This is a genomic window from Paenibacillus rhizovicinus, from assembly GCF_010365285.1.
Lineage (GTDB): Bacteria > Bacillota > Bacilli > Paenibacillales > Paenibacillaceae > Paenibacillus_Z > Paenibacillus_Z rhizovicinus.
Genome location: NZ_CP048286.1, coordinates 1,990,933 through 2,010,652 on the forward strand (window position 1 = coordinate 1,990,933; position 19,720 = coordinate 2,010,652).

The 19,720-nt window shown below is 57.4% G+C and carries 15 protein-coding genes; 4 read left to right on the forward strand and 11 right to left on the reverse strand.

Annotated features, from left to right (window positions below):
• Positions 1-6 precede the first annotated feature (6 nt).
• The 4 genes from GZH47_RS09165 to GZH47_RS34045 all read right to left on the reverse strand — a co-directional run bounded on the left by GZH47_RS09165 (position 7) and on the right by GZH47_RS34045 (position 1,804).
• Positions 7-531, reverse strand: a complete 525-nt coding sequence (locus tag GZH47_RS09165; RefSeq protein ID WP_162639813.1) for a 3'-5' exonuclease family protein — start codon at positions 529-531, stop codon at positions 7-9.
• Positions 532-715: 184 nt separating this feature from the next.
• Complete coding sequence (locus GZH47_RS09170) at positions 716-1,006, reverse strand: DUF3817 domain-containing protein (RefSeq protein ID WP_162639814.1); 291 nt, start codon at positions 1,004-1,006, stop codon at positions 716-718.
• Positions 1,007-1,126: 120 nt separating this feature from the next.
• Complete coding sequence (locus tag GZH47_RS09175; protein ID WP_162639815.1) at positions 1,127-1,531, reverse strand: cupredoxin domain-containing protein; 405 nt, start codon at positions 1,529-1,531, stop codon at positions 1,127-1,129.
• A 150-nt stretch (positions 1,532-1,681) separates the two neighbouring features.
• On the reverse strand, positions 1,682-1,804 hold the full coding sequence (locus GZH47_RS34045; RefSeq protein WP_162639816.1) for a sporulation protein YjcZ: 123 nt from the start codon (positions 1,802-1,804) through the stop codon (positions 1,682-1,684).
• Between the two features lie 308 nt (positions 1,805-2,112).
• Between GZH47_RS34045 and GZH47_RS09185 the strand changes: the two genes are divergently transcribed.
• Complete coding sequence (locus GZH47_RS09185) at positions 2,113-3,696, forward strand: hypothetical protein (RefSeq protein WP_162639817.1); 1,584 nt, start codon at positions 2,113-2,115, stop codon at positions 3,694-3,696.
• Positions 3,693-5,624 (forward strand): TOMM precursor leader peptide-binding protein, encoded by a 1,932-nt coding sequence (locus GZH47_RS09190; protein ID WP_162639818.1) that lies wholly within the window; start codon positions 3,693-3,695, stop codon positions 5,622-5,624. Before GZH47_RS09185 ends, GZH47_RS09190 begins: the two co-directional genes overlap by 4 nt.
• A gap of 302 nt (positions 5,625-5,926) precedes the next feature.
• Here GZH47_RS09190 and GZH47_RS09195 read toward each other — a convergent pair whose 3' ends face one another.
• The 5 genes from GZH47_RS09195 to GZH47_RS09215 are packed head-to-tail and all read right to left on the reverse strand — an operon-like array spanning position 5,927 to position 9,568.
• On the reverse strand, positions 5,927-7,075 hold the full coding sequence (locus GZH47_RS09195; protein WP_162639819.1) for a polysaccharide pyruvyl transferase family protein: 1,149 nt from the start codon (positions 7,073-7,075) through the stop codon (positions 5,927-5,929).
• Positions 7,076-7,084: 9 nt separating this feature from the next.
• A complete protein-coding gene (locus GZH47_RS09200; RefSeq protein WP_162639820.1) occupies positions 7,085-8,230 on the reverse strand; it encodes a glycosyltransferase in 1,146 nt (381 codons plus the stop codon).
• Entirely contained in the window at positions 8,220-8,948 is a 729-nt protein-coding gene (locus GZH47_RS09205) for a glycosyltransferase family 2 protein (RefSeq protein WP_162639821.1), read from the reverse strand. The genes GZH47_RS09200 and GZH47_RS09205 overlap by 11 nt, the downstream gene beginning before the upstream one ends.
• 30 nt (positions 8,949-8,978) lie before the next feature.
• The gene (locus GZH47_RS09210; protein ID WP_162639822.1) at positions 8,979-9,170 is read right to left on the reverse strand and encodes a hypothetical protein; all 192 of its coding nucleotides are present in this window, start codon (positions 9,168-9,170) and stop codon (positions 8,979-8,981) included.
• Positions 9,167-9,568: a peptidylprolyl isomerase gene (locus tag GZH47_RS09215; RefSeq protein ID WP_162639823.1), complete on the reverse strand. Its 402-nt coding sequence runs from the start codon at positions 9,566-9,568 to the stop codon at positions 9,167-9,169. Before GZH47_RS09215 ends, GZH47_RS09210 begins: the two co-directional genes overlap by 4 nt.
• 293 nt (positions 9,569-9,861) lie before the next feature.
• Here GZH47_RS09215 and GZH47_RS09220 point away from each other — a divergent pair, with 293 nt between their 5' ends.
• On the forward strand, positions 9,862-15,012 hold the full coding sequence (locus tag GZH47_RS09220; RefSeq protein WP_162639824.1) for a DUF7507 domain-containing protein: 5,151 nt from the start codon (positions 9,862-9,864) through the stop codon (positions 15,010-15,012).
• A 75-nt stretch (positions 15,013-15,087) separates the two neighbouring features.
• On the opposite strand, the gene GZH47_RS09225 is transcribed toward GZH47_RS09220, so the two are convergent.
• Positions 15,088-17,691, reverse strand: coding sequence for a GH116 family glycosyl-hydrolase (locus GZH47_RS09225; RefSeq protein ID WP_162639825.1), 2,604 nt, complete (start codon positions 17,689-17,691; stop codon positions 15,088-15,090).
• 163 nt (positions 17,692-17,854) lie between these two features.
• Here GZH47_RS09225 and GZH47_RS09230 point away from each other — a divergent pair, with 163 nt between their 5' ends.
• Positions 17,855-18,751 carry an AraC family transcriptional regulator gene (locus tag GZH47_RS09230; RefSeq protein ID WP_162639826.1) on the forward strand — a complete coding sequence of 299 codons (897 nt, stop codon included), beginning with the start codon at positions 17,855-17,857 and terminating at the stop codon, positions 18,749-18,751.
• Positions 18,752-18,795: 44 nt separating this feature from the next.
• Here the strand turns inward: GZH47_RS09230 and GZH47_RS09235 are convergent, their stop codons facing one another.
• Positions 18,796-19,575 (reverse strand): nitroreductase family protein, encoded by a 780-nt coding sequence (locus GZH47_RS09235; RefSeq protein WP_162639827.1) that lies wholly within the window; start codon positions 19,573-19,575, stop codon positions 18,796-18,798.
• Between the last annotated feature and the right edge of the window lie 145 nt (positions 19,576-19,720).

Consider the following 19,720-nt stretch of genomic DNA (forward strand, 5'->3'; position numbering starts at 1 on the left):
TCCCTCTCAACGATCTTCCGTACGGTAGACGCTGGCGGGGAACGTCCTTACGAAATAGACAATCTGGGCGAGTACATACGCGTCATAGGCGGCACGGTGCAGCGCGACCTGGTAGGGGTGATTCGGATAACAGAGTTGAAAGGCCGCTTTCAGAGAAAGCGCATTGGCCCCTGCTTCCCCCATGAACCGTTTGAATTCGTCCCGATAATCCACGAAATCCATGGATCCGAGTATCGACGAGCCGCCAAGGACGATCTCTAGCTCCCTTTTATCTTGCGACCCCCATGTATAGACCGTGTTGATGGACAGGCGTTTGCACTCGGCCAGCAAGGAGCCCGCCGCCCGATCAATGGGAACCCCCGAAGCTTTGATGCGCGCTACCGCCGCTTTGCCGATTTTGTCGCCGGTCCACGATTCGATTTGTTCGTCGTACACATACGTACTGTAGCGCGTTTTGAGCATTTTGTTGGCATAGGATACGAATCCAAGCTCATAGATAAAGTGACGCCGGGACTCGAATTCCAGATCCATGCAAATAAAGTTCAGCGGCCATCACCTCTTCTTGTTCAAATCGCGGAACAGAAACACCGTGACTCCCCATTCTATGGCTCATGAACCCGCCTTATGTCGGATGCACCGCACAACAAAGAACGGAGCCCGCGATCCCCGCGCGGCTCCGTTCTCGTTGGTTTATAACGGCCTGATTCCAGTTCCATTAAGCTTTCTTCGCCAACCGCCGCTCGAAAACAAAAGGCCCGAACGGGAGCAGGCTTGCGATGACCGCGCCGACGACGCGCAGCGCCTTCCAACGGTAACGAACGGCCATGACGGCGACCGCCACCAAGTACAGCGCAAAGAAAAATCCATGGATGCCGCCCGTGACCGAGACAGCGTTCGGCTTATCGGCCATGTATTTCAGCGGCATCGCGATGCACAGCAGCACGAGGAACGAGGTCCCTTCCAAATAACTGATCCATTGAAAAACCTTCCAAGCCTTCGTTCTCATTCGTCGTTCTCCTCTTCCCCTGGTCGCATCTACTTCCCCTCTCGTATTATAGCCGTATCTATGATTCGCTTTCAAACGCATTCGTTTCGAGAGAGTCGGCCGGCTCGATATTCGCCGGGCTTATCCGTTCACGATCAGCGACATCGTCATTCCTTTGTCCATATGACCGGGTTTATCGCAGATCACTTGATAGGTTCCGGCCTTATCCGGGGCGGTCCAGTCAAACTCCGCCGTCTGTCCGGGATCCACGTCTTTGTCCAGCGCCAGCTCTTCGCTGTTGATATCGTGCGGATACGCGCCGGCGTTCGTTAATACGAAATGGACGGTTTCCCCTTTCTTCACCGTAATCTCCTTTTGCGAGAAGCTGAACTCCGTTAACGTCAATTTGATCGTTTGGGATCCCGAAGTCTCAGACGCGGAAGCCGCGCCGGACGCTGCCGACGGCTCCGATTCGGATGAACATGCGGTTAACATGCCAAGGGTAAGGCCGGCGAGGAGCAGCGTTGTCAGGACTTGCTTGAACATGGCATACACGCCCTTTCGATGAGGTGGGTTATGTAGAAGAGTAACGCCGGCATCGGGAAATCGGTTTGATCCTCATCGAACGACTTCCCTCGGGCTTGGCAAATTAAAAAAACCCGGGCTGCAGGAGCAGCCGGGCTTCGGTACGATATATTAACAGATAACTGCGCGCGAGATTATGACCAACAGTATGAACAGCACGAGGATTACTCCCGCGGAAGTAAATCCACCTCCACAGCTACAGCTGCAGCTACCAGCTCCACCCAAAAGACTCATTTTGCATCCTCCCTCCCTGCTTTCTGAAGTATTGTATGAATTCGGCCCCATCATGGGTCGGGCGCATTCAAAAATGGGTGAATGTCGGGGAATATCCGTCGAGACAAGCTTTTGTTCATTTTCATATCCTAATCATTTGGGGATCAACCCGGCCCGCCCCCAATAAAGGCGTACCCAAGCCTCCCTTCGCTGACGTACTAATCAAACAAGGTGCGACATATTTTTTAACATAAAAGCAGGGTCCGCGGATGACGAATGGATCACAAACGCTTCTTATTCGAGTCATGCCAAGAGTGGAGGTAAGCAGCATGTCTTCTCAGGATGAAGAGGTACTTGCGGTGGGTTCCGGGGCCATCTTAGTCTCCCTTGTTAAGGCTTGGTACGCATCGGGCTTGACCAAAGTCAACGTACTTGTCGCAAACGCGCAGTCTAGCATCGCAGATGAGCTTCAGACAGTTAAGGAACAAGCGCTCCTCCGGGATTCGGAGGCCGAGCTGAATATCCTCGCCTTAGCAGCAAGCAGCGACGTGGATTGGGCGGCCGCGGTTCAACCGTTCTCCTTTATCCTGTATGCCGCCCAGCATGGCGACTTAACCGAACTCCAGCAGCTCCAGTCCGCATGCATCGCGTGCAAGAAACCGCTGCTCCCTGCCATGTTCATCGGAGGCATGTGCATCGCCGGGCCGCTGCTCCGCCAAGAAGGAGACAGCTGCCCGGCGTCTGCATGGAGGCGCCTGCATGCCTCCGTATTTCCTGCCGACCCCGAATCGCAGCCTTGCTCTGCAGCAGCGCTCAGCCTCTTAACGAATCTGACCGTGAATGAATGGCTTAACGCGGTTTCGGATTCGGATTCGGATTCGGACACGGATTCGGATTCGGATTCGGGAACGGATGAGATCCATTGCAGCAATCATTGTTATGTTTTGCATCCGCTCACGCTGGAAGGCGACTGGCATCCCATTCTTCCGCATCCGGTCCTATCCGGATATCAACCCGCTCGCATCGTGACGGATGTTGTGCTGAACCTCGAAGACGAACAAGAGCCTGCTCCGGAAGAATGGTTTGAATGGTTCAATGGATTGACGTCGGAGGTGTCGGGCATCTTCCGCGCATGGGAGGAAGGCGCGCTGCGCCAGCTCCCGCTGGCACAGTGTCTCGTTCAGCCTGCCGACCCTCTGTCGGAAAGGCCTGCAAGCTTATTGCCGGCCATTGTCGGCAGCGGTTTGACGCATGTGGATGCGCGCCGGGATTCGGCGCTTGCGGGAATGGAAAGCTACGTCTCTCGCTTGAAGCCGCTGTTCGTTCCGGAGCTGCCTTCAAGCCGGCGGGATGACGTATGGATCGGAGCGGGGCTTACCTTCGCCGAAGCGGCCGAACGCGGGCTGCATGCCTATTTGACCCAAGAGCTGGGCAAGCGGCCCCTTCATCATGGACTGAAGCTCGCTCGCATGGACGATGCCCCCGTCGAAGATCTCCAATGCCAGTACTTGCTGCGGGCGCTGACGATTCTCGAAGGCGAGCCCCGCATGGCATCGGGGGAACCGCTGCTCGGCTTTCCCGTCGCGTGGGTCCGTTCAGGCGCTGCATGGCATGGCGGCGTTGGCCTCAACATGACGCTCGCGCTTCGCCAATCGCTGCAAAACGCCTTGATGCAAACGGCCAGCACGCCGGTCGCTTCCGTGATTTGGAACGATCATCTGCATCCGCCGCAAAGCGTCGCCATTCCCTCTGAAGACCCGATAGCGCGACCATCATGGATCCGATCGGCCATCCATACCTTGAGGCGTCATCGCAAACGCCTTGAGGTCTTTGACCTGCGATGCGAGTCTTTCCTGAGCGAAGGGCCGATTGCGGTCGTCGGCATCCTGCTCGGCGAGGAGGAGTCCCCATGAACACGGTTTTAATTATTGGAGAAGGTGTCTTCGCGGATACGGTGTGCCAGCATTTGTCGGGGTTCCGAACCGTGCGCAAACCGGATTTCGGCGAAGGCCTGGCTTCCGCTGAATTGGTTCTCGTACTAGGCGGGAATGCGTCCGATCATCTTCAAGCCGACGAGATGCTGCGACCCCTTGGTATCCCATGGCTGCCCTGCTATGTATCCAAGGGAGAAGGCGTGGTGGGCCCGCTGGTCCATCCTGGAACGACCGGCTGCATCCAGTGCGCGGAAACAAGGCGAACCCGCGCGGGGCGCGACCTCGAAGTGATGGACGACGAGCTCATGAGGCTGCTCTTCCCCGAACTTCCTCCTTCTCCTCCCGCCGTGCTGCCTCCTTCGGGATTGCGGCATCTCGCTTGCATACTCTCCGCGGAAGCGGCCAAGGTTCTTCAAGGAGAGCACGCACAGTCGGAGAACCGCATCTATCTCGTTAACCTCCGCACGCTGCGCACCTCCCTCCACTTCGTCCTGCCCGAGCACATTTGCCGGGTTTGCGGCCGACTGCCGGATGATTCCATGCAAGAAGCCGCAATCGCGCTGAAGCCGTGCAAGAAGCTGAACCGGGACAGTTACCGCAGCCGTTCGATGCACGAGCTGGGGCAGGTGCTGGGCCGAGACTATTGGGACAGCCGAACCGGGCTGCTCAACGGCAAACAGTACGACTTCCTGTCCGCCTTCGCCAGCGCCGTCGCGAACCTCCCCATGAACATCTCGAACGAAGTGACGGGCGGCCATTCCCATTCGTTCGCGGACAGTGAGCTGGCAGCCATTTTGGAAGGATTGGAGCGGTATTGCGGCTTCGCGCCACGGGGCAAACGAACGGTCGTACATGACAGTTATCTGCGTCTAAAGGATATCGCGATGGATCCGTCACAGGCAGGTTTCCATGCGCAGGCGAATTTCGAACAACCGGATTTCCCCTTCGTGCCTTTCGATCCCGCCGCCAAAATGCCATGGGTCTGGGGCTATTCGTTTCTGCGGAATCGTCCGATTCTTGTGCCCGAGCGGCTGGCCTATTACAGCCTCAGCCAACCAGGCAGTTTTGTTTACGAGATCTCTAATGGCTGCGCGATCGGCGGAAGCCTGGAGGAAGCAATCTTCTACGGGTTGTTAGAAGTGGTCGAGCGGGATTCGTTCTTGCTGGCCTGGTACGCCAGACTGCCTCTCCCGCGGCTCGATTACCGTTCGTCCGGCGATAAGGAGCTCTTCGTGATGATCGAACGCTTAAGAGCCGTGACGGGATACGACGTGCAGCTGTACAACTCGACGATGGAGAACGGCATTCCGAGCATCTGGGCCGTGGCGAAGGGCGGGGCGGATCAGGCGCTGAACCTGGTCTGTGCCGCGGGAGCTCATCTGGATCCCATCCGTGCCGCAACAAGCGCCGTGCATGAGCTGGCCGTCACGATTACGCGGATCGAAGAACGCTTGCGAGATCGCCGCGAGGAAGCCGAGGCGATGTTTCGCGATTCTTCCCTCGTGCAGCAAATGGAGGATCATGCCCTGCTATACGGCCTGCCGCAGTCCGAGGAACGGCTTGCATTCTTGCTGGACGGACATCGCCCTCTCCGGACGTTCGAAGAATCATTCGGTCCTGTCGCGATGAACGACGATCTGACCGATGACCTGAAACGGCTTCTGGAGGTGTTTCACAGCTTGAAGCTGGATGTCCTTGTCGTCGACCAGTCAACGAGCGAGACGCTCCGCAACGGACTGCATTGCGTCAAAGTGCTGGTGCCGGGCATGCTGCCGATGACGTTCGGACACCGGTTCGCGCGAATTCACGGCCTTGACCGTTTATTGGAAGTACCGATGAAGCTGGGATACAGCGACCATAAACTGTCGGTAGAGGAGCTTAACCCGTATCCGCATCCGTTTCCGTGAATCTGCACAATCGTTCGTATGGCGAGGTCTGCCTGTTTATTGGGGGACCTCTTTAACGGACGGGAACGGCTTGTTGACGGACGCTGTCGCTTGTGCGGTTGGCTGTCGCCGGGGTTTTGTACGAAAAATCGTACAACACTGCTTGCTCGGGCGGCGTACAACACTGCTTGCTCGGGCACCTGTCGCAGGCGTTTTGTACGAAAAATCGTACAACTAGCTTGCGTGCTCGCCCTTCGCCGGCGTTCATAAAAAAAAGATTGTCCCATCGATCCCGGACAATCTCTCCCTCGCTCCTTATCGCATTAAAACAATCGCTTCCGAAACGGCGTTACGAGCGCTTGATACGCCGCCTCCCGCCCCGCTTCCAGCTTGCCGATATACCCGTCCCGCCAAGCCGCCGCAGCTTGGACTTTCTCCGTCAGCTTCTCGGCCAATCGCGGGTCATCCGCAGGTACGATCCAATCGGCTAGATCCAGGCCGTGCATCAGATCGAAGCCCTTAAACCGGTAACCGATGCAGACGAACGGGACGTTCGCCGCCGCAGACAACAGGTTGGCATGCAGCTTGAAGTTGATCGTCGCTTCGAAACCAGACATCAGCCGCACGTATTCCGCTGCGGCATGCACCTTGGGATCGAACGTTATGCGTTCATCTTGGCCGAGCTTGCGGTACAGCCGCGCCAATGCTTCTTGATCCGGCCCCCAGACCGAATACAGATGAAGCCTGTATCCGAGCCTAAGCAGCGAGCGGCACGTGTCTGCAAGCTGGTCCTCGACCCGCTCCTCGCTGCCGCCATAGAGCCGGTTATAGGTGGTCCCCCAGTTGATGCCGATCGTCCGAACCTGCCCTTGGACGTTGTCGGCCGGCTGAAGCGGCGATGCCGGCTGCGATGCCGATTCCGCTTGTGATGCCGCTTCCGGCTGCGATGCCGGCGACGCTGGCTGCAATGCCGATGCCGGCATCGGCGCGTTCATCAGCATCGCGGGATCTCCGCTCATCGCGATATGCTTCGGCAAGGCATCAAGCGATGCCAGATAATCCAGCGTCCACGGCCCTCTCACCGCGCAATAGGCGCTCTGCTCCATAATCGCCTTCAGCTTCTGCCGATACGCCGGGCTTTCGACAGCCTTCTCCGGCTTCAGCTGCCCATCTTGCGAAGGCGCCCATTGATGAAGCCGGTCATGTCCGCTGCCCCAGATGACGATGGTCTTCCCGAGCTCCAGCGCATCATGCACCAGATCGACATACCCCGGGACGATCAGCGATCCGCCGCCGAGCACGATCGTATCGTACTGGCTTACCTTCTTCCACTCTTCTTTCGGAAGCGATGGAATGACAACATATTCATCCTCGCTCAGATGGGCATCCGCCATCGCCTTGAACATCTCCCACATCCACTCGTCCCCGAGGTTGTTGAAGCCGATCCACGCTAGATACAATACTTTTCGCATACGTCCCGATCACTCCATCCCAATCAAAGTCTTCGGCAGCAAGGCGTCGTACAGCCGCTTCATCTGAATCGCTTTATCGCGGATAAGAAAATTGTCCCGCGCCCATGCTTGCCCCTGCCGGCCCATCTCCTCCAGCTTGCCAGCCGAAGCGAACGCCTCGCGGATCGCTTCTCCGATCCGCTGCTCGGAAGGACGTTCCTTGGAATCATGATCGCCGAAGTAATACTGCCACGCCTCGGAATAAACAGGCGGGTTCACGAAGCCGAAATAGCCGTGGTTGCCGATCGCCAGCAGCGGTTTCCCGCATGCCATCGCCTCCAGCGCCACTCTTCCCGTCCCGACGACAAGATCGCCGAGATTGTAGTAATCGCGCATTTGCATTTGACTGCCCACCAGATGAATGAACGTCGCGCCGCATTCGAGATTCACCGTCTCGGCCAGCTCGGCAATCGCGGCGGCCTGATTGCCTGAACCCGCGATCACGACATGGAGGGGAAGCGTCCCGCTCAAGCGAATCGTGCGTGCCGCCCGGACGAGCATCGCGCATACCGCCGCCTTGTCCCATGCCAGGCGGGACGCGTAGACCACCACCTTCTCCCCCTCCGGAATGCGAAGCCGGGCGCGCAGCTCGGCAGAAGATTCGGAACGATACTGTTCGAAATCAATGCCGTTCCCAATGAGATGCGACGAAATGCCCTGACGCTCCAAATACGCATATACAGGCGGACTCACGCTGACGAAGGTGCATCCGGCCGCCTTCATCAGCTGCAGCTGATCCGGCGGATAATAAGCGCCATGCACCGTGAACACGACCGGAATGCCCAGCTTCCTTGCCGCTTCCGCCGCATACAGGCCGGACGGGGTTTGGTGAATATGCACCAAATTAATCTTCCGGCTGCGCATGATCTGCGTAAGCGCGAGTACCGCTTGCTCCTGGCGCGCCGGGTCCAGCAGCTGCTCCGCCCGCAGCTCCACGCGATGAATCGGGCACCCCGCACGGGCAAAGGCTTCATACATCACGCCGGTTCCGCCTGCATATACAGGCATGACGCCGAGCGAGGGGAACGCTTTTATAAGGCTCAATACATAGGTTTCCGTGCCGCCGACATTTAAACTGTCCATCACCATCAACAGCCGAATCCGATTACGCATCATAGTCATGCGCCTGCTGCGACTTGCCGAAATATTTGCGCGAGCGCTGCTTCTGATGCTTGCGGTAGTAGTACAGCACCTCCCGCAAATTGTCCACGTTCTTCGCTCCCGGCTTGATCGCTTTCACGATAAACTCGTAATCCTCCGCGCCTTCGATCCGCCGCGTATGTCCGCCGATCTGATCGAATACCTTCCCTCGGAACATCGCCGTGCCGTGGCAGATGCAATGCCCGCCTTCCGCGTAGACCTTCCCGATCTGATCGCCGTATTTCAGCCAATACACCGGCAGCTTCCGGTCCGGCTGCCCGTCTTCGAACACTTCGTAGTTCGTACCGAGCAGGTCGATCTGCGGATGCTGATCCAAATAACGGACCTGCTTCGCAACCCGCTCCGGGTGGGACAGATCATCCGCGTCCTGGATAGCGATGAACTCTCCTTTGGCCAGAAACATCCCCGCCGTAATGGTGCCGGCGTAGCCGATATTGCGCGGAAGCCGCAGCGTATAAATCCCCTTTCCTTCCCGCAGTAAAGGCTCGTTGCCGTTCAGCCAATTCATGACATAGTCATAAGACCCGTCCGTGGATGCATCATCGACGAGAATGAGTTCCCAGTTCGTGTAGGTCTGATTAAGCAGGCTTGTCAAGCAATCCGCCAGATAGGGAAGCTTGTTGTAGACGGTGACGACGATGCTGACCAGCCCTGGTACGCGTTGAAACGACAATTTGCCTCTCCTCCCTTACCTCCCTAATGGTTACAGCAGCCGAATATACGAAATAAAGCGCAGCTGAATGATCGCATAGCTGCCGCTCTCGTAGCCGAATACCTCCGATGTGCGGATCGTAACCGCCGCGCCGTCTACCGACACGAGCGTACCGCTGATCGTTTCCAAGGCGCTCGCGATCTGAACCTCTTTGTTCACGAGCGATTGCAGCTCTTCGATCATCGTTCCACCTGCTTTCCGGTCAGTTGAAAGGCGATCATCTGTTCCAGCGGCACCATGACGCTTGTCCCCCCATGCTCGCGCATGATCAAATAATCGCCGCCCACCTTCGTGATCGTCCCTTCGACTGTACCTGCCGGGGTTAACAGTTCGGCCGGCTTGCCTGTGTACGGTTCAAAAACCTGCTGAAGCTTATTCAAGCTGTATGCACCCGCATCGCGCGGCTCCTCTGCCGCGATCGAAGCCAATTCCTCCCGAATCGTCTGACGCAGCTCTTCCATGAGCACGGATACGTTAAGCGGCTCCGCTGCAGTCTGCTGCGCTGCGTTCGGCTGCCGGAACAGGCGGGCCAGCCCGTCAAAATATTCCTTCAGTTCTCTCTCGTTTACGATAAACTTCATCGCTCTCTAGCCTCCTTTTCCATCTGAAAACTTCCAAGCTTCCATCCTTACTAACGTATACAGCTAAGAGGAGGAACGATTGAGTCATTTCACTAGCAGCAGCCAAAATGTTCTCCTGACACCGCAAGACAAAATGGACACCCTGACGGTAGGTGTCCTTGGTCGTTTATTAGGGCGATTCGCGCAAACGACAAAACGCTAATACCCGGCTCCGATCGCGAATAAGCATAAGAGATGGATATATAGGTTCGAAGACCATTTTGCCAGATCGAAGGGAGGCATCCAGACGCGCGATGCCAGCAACCATTACGGGAATCGTGTTCAACGACTTGAATCACAACGGTCTATTCAACCCGGGTGAACCGGGAATTCCGAACGTGTTCGTCGTCTTGTTCAACCCCGCCGGAGGTACGTGCACCCCGGTTCTAACGGACGCCAACGGGAATTACAGTTTCACCATTACCGCGGCGGGAACGTACACCGTGTACGAGACGGTCGCTAATCCAGGAGCGACCTGTCCGCCGACCGCCTTTACGCAGCCGCCGGGCTTCACCATGTCCAACGGTCCGAGTAAGTTAACGGTGGCCGTGTCAGGAGCCCAAGTCACGGGCAATGCCATTCTCGCAAACAACAACTTCAGTCACGATACCGTCGCGAACCCGCTCGGCTGCACGACAAGCATGATCCAGTTCACGGGCAGGCCGAGCGTCTGGTTCAACATCAACATCGTCACCGGTTCCGCCATTGCGCAAGGCACCGTGAATCCGCCGGTAGACATCAATGCCATCGGATACAACCCGCTGGATAATTACATTTACGGGTACGATCAGACGAACAATCGCCTTGTCCGCATCGATAACAGCGGAAACGTCATCGGCCTGGCTCCGCTGCCGCCCGGACTTCCGGCGGATATCTACAACGTGGGCACCTTCGATTCGAATGGTTTCCTATACCTGTTCGTCAACAACGAAACGCGCTTCTATGTCGTCGATCTTCGGCCCAATTCCGCGACCTTCCTGAAGCTGGTCAATCCGGCCAACGGTTTCTTGGAGCAAACGAGCAATTTCGGCGTCGCCTTAAGCCGGGCGCTTAATGTCAGCGATTGGGTTCTTCGGCCGCAGGACGGCAATCTGTACGCAATCACGCCTACGGGTCTTATGCAGCGAATCGTCCCGGCGACGGGCAATATTACGAACATCGCGACAAGCCCGCTTCGGACGGGGCCTTTCGGCGCGCTGGCCCTCGATTCAACGGGAACGATCTATGCGATCTCGAACAATGACGGCAATATCTACCGCTTCACCATCGCCGGCAACACTGCGACCGCCGTGCGCTTCTCCTCCACGGTCACCTCGTCGTTCAACGACGCGACCATGTGCGCGCTCGCGACCATCAACCTCGATTTCGGCGATGCGCCGGATACGTCCAGCGGCAACGGCCCGGACGATTATTCGACGCTCCTGTCGTCGGACGGCCCGCGGCACGGGCTGGTGAACAGCCTCTTCCTTGGCACCCGGGTCACCGCGGAAGCCGATGCGCACCAGAACTTCGACGCAACGGGCGACGATATCCCGCTCGGCATTCAAGACGACGCAGTAACCGTTCCCCTTCCCGTACTCGTCGCCAACACCGGCATCTATACCCTGCCCGTCACGGTTACCAACGCGACCGGAAGTCCGGCCAATCTGTACGGATGGATCGATTTCAACGGAGACGGGATCTTCCAAGCGGACGAAGCCGCGCCCGTTCTAGCGGTTCCTTCGCAGCCGGGGACGCAAACGTTCTTCCTGGACTTCTTCCCGCTGCCCGGTGCCGTGCAGGCCATCGACCATACGTTCGTCCGGCTTCGGCTGACGACGGATACGCTGGTCAATACGAATCCGATCCAGGCGTCGCCAACGCCGGGGTCGCCGCCGGATACAAGAAGTTTGGGACCCGCTACGGACGGAGAGGTTGAAGATTACATCCTGCAAGTCAGCAAAGCCATCGAGATCTTCATCACGAAGACGCCGTTCCCTGCCGAGGCGCTGCCCGGCGAGACCGTTACTTATCGTTTCACGCTCAAAAATCCGGCTCCCTTCCCGCTCACGAATCTTCGTATCGAAGACTCGCTGCTCGGATTGATCGATATCGTGTCTTTCCTGCCGCCGTTTGCCTCGATCGATCTGGAAGCCAAATTCATCGTGCCGCTCGATGCGCCGGCCGGATCGCAGATCTTCAACACGGTCGTCGCAACGTCCGACCAGACCTTTCCCGTTCAGGATCAGGCCATCATCACCGTGCTTCCCGCCTTCAGCCTGGCGGTCACGAAGACGCCGGATCGCATCTCCGTCCCGCCCGGCGAAACCGTCGTCTATACGATCGTGGTCACCAATACGTCCAATGCGCCGATCACGAACGTCACGGTCAAAGACGACCTCGTCGGCTTATCGCAATTCATTGCATCGCTCGCCCCAGGCGAAACGCGGACCTTCACGGTGCCGTTCCAAGTACCGGCCGGAGCGGCTGCCGGCACTGTCTTCACGAACTTGACGGTGGCCGATTCCACCGAGACGGGTCCTGCTTCCGACACGGCAACCATCGTCGTGCCTCCGATCCCGCAGGTATTCTTGTTCAAGAGCGTTGAACCGCAGGTCGCCGCGCCCGGCGAAACGGTCACCTATACGATTACGGTCTCGAACGCCGGCAATGACACGATAACGAATGTCCGGATCGTGGATCCGACGTTAGGCGTGGACCAAACGTACGCCGCCCTCAAGCCCGGCGATGCGATTATCATTACGGTACCGTTCGTGATTCCGCTGGACGCCAAGCAAGACGAGACGATCGTGAACATCGCGAGAGTCACGACGGATCAGACCGGACCCGAGCAGGCGGACGCCGTCGTGAAGGTCATCGGCGATCCCGCCATCGCGTTATCCAAATCGGTCTCGCCGGGAGCGGCATTCCCCGGGGACGTCGTCACCTATACGTTCGTGGTGACGAATACGGGCAATACGGCGTTAGCGAACGTGCGGCTATCCGATCCCTTGATCGGCTTGAACATCATTATCGGCACGCTCGCCATCGGAGAATCCCGGACCGTCGATTATCCGTTCATCGTGCCTAATCTAGGCATGAGTCCATTCATAAACACCGCGACGGCTACGGGCACGTTCGACACGGTGACCGTGGAGGAACAGGATACCGCTTCGCTGATCATCGTCCCGCTGCAGCCTTCGTTCACGCTGACCAAGACGGTCGACCAGTCCCGGGCCAATGCCGGCGATACGGTCAACTACACGATCACGGTCGTTAACACCGGCAACGTCACGCTGACCAACATCGTCATCTCCGATCCGCTGCTCGGGTTCGTCAACACGATCGAATCGCTCGATCCGGGCGCGTCCGCGACCGAAAAGATTCCGTTCGTCATCCCCGTCGGCTCCGCTGCCGGCACCGTCTTCACAAACGTCGTCACCGCGTCGACGAATGAGACCGGTCCCCAAGAAGGAACGACAACGGTGACGGTCAACGACCAGCCTGCCCTTGCGCTCACCAAAACGCCGGACGTGGACAATGCGCTGCCCGGGGATACGATCACGTATACGATAACGGTCGCCAATACGGGCAATGTGCCGCTGACGAACGTTACCGTCCGCGACGATCTGTTAGGTTTCAACGCCGTGATTCCGACGCTCGCCATCGGTCAATCCCAGAGCTTCACGCCTACGTTCGTCGTGCCTGCCGGAACGCCTGTCGGTACCGTCATCGTCAATCGAAGCACGGCCTTCTCCGATCAGACCGATACGGCGGAAACAACGGCTAACGTGCTTGTGAATCCTTTGCCGCCCGTGCTGACCATCTTGAAAACGTCGGATCCTGCCGTTGTCTCCCCGGGAGGTACGGTTACCTATTCGATTACCGTATCGAATCCGGGCACCGTCGTCTTGACGAATGTCGAGGTGCGAGACGATACGCTCGGCTTCGCTCAAGTCGTCGGCACGCTGAACCCTGGCGACAGCCAGACGCTGACGATTCCCTTCGCGGTTCCCGCGGACGCTCCGGCCGGATCCGTCATCGTCAATACGGCCGTGGTATCGTCGGATCAGACCAATCCCGAAGAAAGCACGTCTTCCGTTGCCATTGATCCTAGTCCCGCGCTGCAGGTGACCAAGACGATCGCGCCTGCCCAATCTGCGCCGCTCCAAACGGTCACCGCAACGATTACGGTACGCAATACCGGCAACGTCGACTTGACGAACGTGGTCGTCGCCGACACGACGTTGGGCTTCCGTTCCGTCATTCCGGCGCTGGCCGTCGGGGCGAGCCTCGTCTTCCCGCTTCCGTTCGCGGTGCCGAACGTCCCCGCGGGCACGGTGCTGACGAATACAGCGACGGCATCATCCGATGAAACGGGCGAATCTTCCGCCTCGGCCACGGTTACGGTGCTGCCGCAGTTCCGGCTCAGTCTCGTCAAACGGGTCGATCCGTCCGCCGCGCTGCCCGGCGAAACCGTGACGTTCTCCTTCGAAATCCGGAACGACTCGAACGCGCCGCTGACCGGTTTACGGTTTACAGACGACCTGCTCGGCATCGACAAGACCGTGGACCTCATTCCGGCCGGCTTCTTCTCTCTGCTGTCCCGTACGTTCACGATACCGCTGGACGCGCGCGGCGGGACCATCTTGACGAACACGGCGGTACTCAGCACCGACGAAACCGCACCCGTGTCGTCCACCGTCCAAGTAACCGTGCTCGAAGATCCGAAGCTCGAGATCGTCAAGACGGTCTTTCCTCCGGTAGCGATCCCGGGCGAAGTCGTCTTCTTCCGCCTCGAAGGCGTCAATACAGGCAACGTGCCGCTCGTGAATGTCCGCGTCTCCGACCCGCTGCTCGGGTTGATCGGAACAGTCGCGTTCCAGGAAGTCGGCGAAGCCTTGTCGATCATCCTGCCTTTTACCGTCCCGGCCGATGCCGCTCCCGGCGTGCCGATCGTCAATACGATGTTCGTCGATTCGGCCCAGACAGGGCCGCTGCGCGCATCGGCATCTCTCAAGGTCATCGGGCCGCCGCTGGTCGTGACGAAGAGCGCGGACGATAAAGTGATCTTCGTCGGGGATACGGTCCGGTTCACGGTTAAAGCCGCCAACGTCAGCGAGATCGCGATTAACGCAGCCGTGCTGACCGACCTGCTTCAGGCAGGTACGCAATTCGTGCCGAATACCGTGGAAATCAGCGGCAGAACCGTGCCGGGCGCCGACCCGGCGCACGGCATTCCGATCGGAAATTTGGCGCCGGGCCAATCGGTGGAAGTCTCGTTCCAAGCCGAACAGACGGCCGCGCTGTCCGACGAACAGCTCCGGAACCAAGCCGCGGTCAGCTTCCAGCCGGCCGAGTCGCTGCAGCGGTTTACGATTCATTCGAACGTCCTGATCATTACCGTGGAATCGCACGAAGAGTAACGCGTGCTCCGGCAGCAAAGCAAAGAACCGTCAAATCCGCTTGTTTCGGATTTGACGGTTCTTTTTGTCTAGGACTTATACGCCAGAACGGAACGCAACGACCAACGGTTGCTTCATCAGCGTGCACGTTTCGGCAAAATGAATCTCGTTCCCGACCATGCTGTGCGCCAACGGCAAGCCGTCAAGCGTAATATGCGCAATCGCGCCCAATCGCTCCGCCGGCAGCCTGAGTGCCTTGACGTTCAGCGTTCCGCGTAACACATGAATGCTGGCCTGGTCCGGCGTCTGCTCGAATACGCCCCAGCCCGCGTCGAGCGACCACAGTGTCTGGAATACGCCATTATCCGCCGTACGGACCGGCTTGAATCCGATCATTCCCTGGACCATGTCGTACTCGAAGCCGCTGAACGCCTGCAGCAGCGAGTAACTGGCCATCGATCTGGCGTAGTTGCTGCCGCATTCGATCTCGTTCCACGGATTGCGTTTCTCCCCGTCGTACCGGTCGCGAATCGCCTGCACGATCGAGAGCCCCTCGTCGATCAACCCTTCTTGAATCATATGCGAAGCCGCTTGGTATTCGAAGCCCGTCATCGTCTCCGAATTGTACGTGAGCGGAATTCCCGGCTTGCCGGTCCCTTCCGGCCATGTGCAGATGACGAGGCCGCCTTCGTCGTTCAGCGAGTACAACCGCCACGTGTTCGCTTCATGCCGCATGCTGGCTTTGAAGTTGTGCCGATACAAGGACCGTAATGCCGTACGGGTTTGATCGGTATCCAAAATCTCTCCGAGCCCGATCAGATTGGCATGCCACTGCGCGATCACTTGATCGATGGCGCAGCCTTCCGCGATCTGGTATTTGATTTCTCCCAGTTCCTTATTCCAGTAATGGGTGACGGTTTGGTCGTCGAATCGCGCCAACGCCGCTTGATCCGATAAGTCCACTTGCTGCATGTAAAATTCGCCATTGAACAGATGCTCGTCGACCCACTGCTTGCCTTGACGGAACAAGCAGGCAAATTCGTCCGCGGTATCGTCCTCTCCCAAGAAGGAAGCCATCTCCGCGCCGGCTTTAAGCGCGGCCAAGTAAAACCCGCTCAGCCAGGAATTCGGCCCGAAAAGTTCCATATCCAACGTGTGATGCTGCCTGCCGGAAAGCACGCCCGTCTTGCCCGGATCCCATTGATCTTCGTTGCTGGCTGCCCATGCGTACGTGATCGATTTCTTGATGGCCGGCCAAACGGATCGCAGCCAGGCCGTGTCGCCCGAGATCTTCCAATCGCGGTAGGCGTTCAAGACCCCGCCGAACTGGCCGTCGGCGCAAGAGCGAAAGTCCATCCGCTCCCTCCCGAGAGGAAGCATCAGGCGGAAGGACATTCTGCCGTCTTCGCGCTGATTGTAGGTTAAATCCAGCTCCCGCATGCCGCGTTCCAGGCGAGGGAACAAGAACGGCAGCGCATACGCGTAATTCCAAACATGCGTGCACGATCCTTCGCAGCAGCCCGTATCTTCGATGCAGCCTTCGAAGCCATATAGGGAACCGTCGGTCAGCCGCAGGACCGTCGCCGATTTCAGCACGGACAAGTTCGCGGATACCGCTTCTTTGACTACATCAGGCACGGTGGATGCGAACAAGGCTTCCTTGAATGCAAGGGTATCCTCGTACAGGCGCGTCCAGTTCTCGAGTGCATGCTTCGCGACCGCGCGGGAATCCGCGAACAAGGCAGCGTAGTAATTTCTCCAGCCGTTCGACCCTGCCGGATTGGCATTCCAGTAGTTCACCACGTTCGGGAAGTTCCAGCCGATGACGAAACGGATGGTCTTCTTCTCGCCCGGCGCCAATTCAACGTGCGCGGCAAGCGATGCCGTGTCCTGCCGGGTGCGCGGGGACTCCGTCACGGGGTATTGCCTGTTGCGCAGACGTCCGGGCTGCATGAAATCATGCCAAAACATTTCGAGATTGTCGCACCAGCCGCCGCGGTACCAGAATTCCTGATAGCTGACATCCGCCGCATCGGTGCCGAGCGTGATATCGCCGAACTGCGCGTGATCGCCGGCATGCTGATCGGAGCCTAGCTGAAGCGTATGCACGTTACTGCCATGCGCGCCTTCGGCGGCTTCATAACGATGGTAGACGTTCTCGGTCGGAACCGGATTGCCCGCGGATAGGCACAGCGTATACGAGATCGCCGTCTGATCCGTATTTTCGATTTCCCATTCGAAGAAAGCCGCCGGAAGGCTTGAATCGTCCTCTTGCAACGGAATGAACGGATTAAACGCCGTCAGCGCGACTCGTGCGGGAAACGCGGGTTCGGCGAATGTCATGCCGGCAAACGGAAATTCCCCCTTGAATTCGACGTCACGAAAATGAGGCATGCCCGCCATCGTTTGGCTTTCCGGACCGAAGCCGTATCCGCTGTGCAGCGGAGCGCCGCGTAGATGCTCGCCCACATAGGGACCCTGCATGTCCCCGTTCAATACGCGCGCATCCAGCACTTGTCCGTCCCGCTCCGCTTTAATCGCAAAGTGGCTAAAACCGTTGAAGCTTTTCTTATTCGGACGGTTGAAGATCTCCCAGTCCACCAGTCTTCCGTTACCTGCCAGACCGATGCTTCCGCTGCCGATTCCTCCTAGGGGAAATACGATTTCTCTAGTCTTCTCGCCTTTATACACGTTACGCATACTTATAACCTCGCTTAGGATCGTGATATACTAGTGCAGCCATCTACATCCATCTTAATGAAAGCGAAGCTTTCTTTCTGTATATATTCGTTTTATTTTTTATGTAGAAAACGATTGAAATTATGCCATGCCGAACCATCCATAAACCTTGAGGTGCACGCAGATGAAATTGGAAGACTACGCCGTCGCCCCTTATATACGCGACTCGGATTATGCGATCCGCCCCCCGTTTTTTCTTGGCGAACGCGACTTGCTGGACTATATCATTTTTTACGTTCAAGAGGGGACGTTCGAGCTTCAGGTCAACGGCCATGTCCATCGCCTGCAGCCAGGGGACCTGTGCCTGCTGCAGCCGGGCGATATCCATACGATCCGTGGAATCACGGATACGATCAACCCTTATGTCCATCTGGACTTCTTCTATAATCCGTTGCGCGGCGACAGCTTCGTCACCCGTCCCGGGCAAGTCGATTTGTCCGCCTATGCCGACTTCGGGCAGCCGCGCTTGCATGACTGCGATGACTTGCGAATCCCGTTCAAACTCGACACGCCATCATCGGGCAGACTGCGCGAGCTGGTGTTCAAGATCATCGACTGCTGGCATTCGCGAACCAAGATGAGCATCATGGAAGCGAACCAGCTCGCCCATGAATTCCTGGTTACGCTGTTCAAAGCCTACATGAAGCCGCAGCCGGATTCCCTGTCCCGCGTTCCTTTCTTAAACTGGATTACGTCGTATTTGGCATCCCGGATCTCCGAACCCATTAACGTCAAGGACATGGCCAGGAGGGCCGGATTATCCCCATCCCGCTTCACCGTCCTGTTCAAGCAGCATTTCAACATCACGCCGTATCAGTATTTAATGAAATTGCGGATCGACTATGCGCAGGAGCTGCTGCAAGACGGCGTGTCCCTCCAGCAAACGAGCGATTTCTGCGGGTTCACGGACGTGCATCACTTCTCGAAGACGTTCAAGTCCGCGATCGGCGTGAATCCGGGATCGTATAGACGAGATGCTTTGCATGGTACCTCCGGACATAGAAAAGCTCCCCTGCCGTAAGGGGAGCTTCTCCGTTTATTCGTCTGGGGCTCATTCAAGGCCCATTACGTATGCTTCATAAAGTTTTGCGACGCCAAGTAATCCAGCACGGTCTGCGAGAACGCGAGATGGGATTCTTTCGTATACTTGGCTCTGGTATAGATTTGAGCTAAATTCGTCAAGCCTAACCGTTCCGTCATTTCCTTCAGCTCAGGGATATCCATGTATCGTTTCCATCCCTTGTCGTTCCGTTCCTTGTACAATTCCAGGATGTCTGCATCCGAATAATCGCGATACTGCTCCCGGTGCACGAGCGCCTGCTTCGGCAGCCGATCGCGAGGAGCCGGATTCTCGGCGGGATACCCCAGCGAATAGCCGACAACGGGCACGACGTTCGGCGGCAAATTCAGCAGTTCGCCGATTTGGTCGCAGTTTGCGAGCGTCGATCCCATATAGCAAATGCCAAGCCCGGCATTCTCCGCGGCTAACGCGCAGTTCTGGGCGGCCAGCGTGGCGTCGATGGCACCGATCATGAAGCTCATGAAATTATCGAAATGAACAGGCGCATCGTTAAGCGCCAGCCATTTGCGCATGCGGTTGAAATCCGCGCAGAACGTCAGCAGCACGGGGGCATCCACGACCATGGACTGCTCCATGTGAGCCGTGTACAGCTTGTTCTTCAGCTCCGCGTCCCTCGTAACGATAATCGAATACGACTGCATGTTTCCGCTTGAAGAAGCACGGATGCCGGCTTCCAAGATTTGATCCAGCAGATCTTGACCGACTTCCCGATCTTCGTATTCTCTTATGGATCTGTGGCCGTTGATAACATCGTTGAATTCCATAGAAAATAACTCCCTTGTCCTAGTTTAAGCATGATTAACTTCATGTTTGCGATACTTTCATCATTGTATCCGTCAGAAAGCAGGTTTTGTATCGCTTTTTCAGCGTTAATTTATTCCATTTCATTGATAAAGCTCATATTCGGCT